This is a genomic window from Kocuria carniphila, assembly GCF_004136555.1.
Classification (GTDB): domain Bacteria; phylum Actinomycetota; class Actinomycetes; order Actinomycetales; family Micrococcaceae; genus Kocuria; species Kocuria carniphila.
In genome coordinates this window covers 1-1,303 of the sequence record NZ_NOIT01000044.1, presented here as the reverse complement: position 1 = coordinate 1,303, position 1,303 = coordinate 1, and the positions used below count along the sequence as shown (strand labels likewise).

General features: G+C 63.7%; 1 protein-coding gene and 1 other annotated feature. The gene reads right to left on the bottom strand.

What is annotated here, in order from left to right:
* Positions 1–31 precede the first annotated feature (31 nt).
* A protein-coding gene (locus tag EWV37_RS15410) for an IS3 family transposase (protein ID WP_238663369.1) occupies positions 32–1,251 on the bottom strand; the annotation gives its coding sequence in 2 pieces (ribosomal slippage) (positions 32–972 and positions 972–1,251; 1,221 coding nt in all).
* Positions 860–973, bottom strand: a sequence feature (AL1L pseudoknot). (Overlaps the previous gene by 114 nt.)
* Positions 1,252–1,303 lie beyond the last annotated feature (52 nt).

Below are 1,303 nucleotides of genomic sequence, written 5' to 3'. Positions count from 1 at the left end.
TTGTCAAGCCCCGAGTTTTGTAGAGGGATTTCTATCTGGAAATTGATGTCAATGCTCGAGCAGGCTGCTCCGCGTGGACTGCTTCGAACTCAACGGGAGGAACGTGCCCGATCTCGCCATGAAGACGGCGATGGTTGTACCAATCGACCCACTCCGCGATCGCGACCTCGACATGCGACACATCGCGCCACGGCCCGTGATTGCGGACCAACTCAGCTTTGAACAATGAGTTCAGCGCCTCCGCCATCGCGTTGTCATACGAGTCACCACGTGACCCGACCGACGCGACAGCATCCTCTACCGCGAGTCGCTCCGCGTAACGCACGGCACGATACTGAACTCCACGGTCGCTGTGATGGACCAGGCCAGACAGATCAGCACCATCACGCCGACGCGTCCAGATCCCCATCTCCAACGCATCGATCGCCAGCGCCGTGTACAGCCTCGTGGACACCTGCCAGCCCACGATCCGACGCGAGAACACATCCAGGACGAACGCGACATACACCCATCCGGCGAACGTCCGCACATACGTAATGTCCGCGACCCACAACTGGTTGACCGCCTCGGCCGTGAAGTCACGATTGACGAGATCCGCAGGTCTACTCGTCTCCGGTGCCGGTTTCGTCGTCCGGGGCCCCTTCGCTCGGCTAACGCCGCGGAGTCCCGCCTTTCGCATCAGCCGCTCGACGGTGCACCGGGCCACCTCGTGGCCCTGCCTGCGCAGCTCGGCATGAACCTTCCGCGCCCCGTAGACGCCGTAGTTCTCCTCATGCACCTGTGTGATCTCCTGCGTCAGCTGCTCGTCCCGCTGCTGCCTGGCTGAAGGCTCGCGGGTGCGGTGGGCGTAGTAGCTGCTCGGGGCGATCTGCAAGATCCTGCAGATCGGCTCGACCCCGTGCTCGTCCCGGTGCGCGTCGATGAACGCGCACATCACCGGGAGGGGCGGTCGAGCTCCGCCGCGAAGAAAGCCGATGCCTGCCGCAGGATCGTATTCGCCCGCCGCAGCTCGCGGACCTCCCTCTCGAGTTCGGCCATCCGGGCTGCGTCGTCCGAGGTGGTTCCCGGTCTGAGTCCTTCATCGATCTCAGCCTTCTTCACCCACGTCCGCAGCGCTTCGGGGTGGACACCGAGTTGTTCCCCGATCCGACGGAACGCGCCGGCTCGAGTGGCCGGGTCCTGTCGCGCATCGATCGCCATCCTTGTGGCTCGCTCGCGTAGCTCGTCGGGGTACTTCCGTGGTGCGACCATGCCGCCCATCCTTCCGGGTTAACGATGTCTCCATTAAACCCGGGGCGATTCA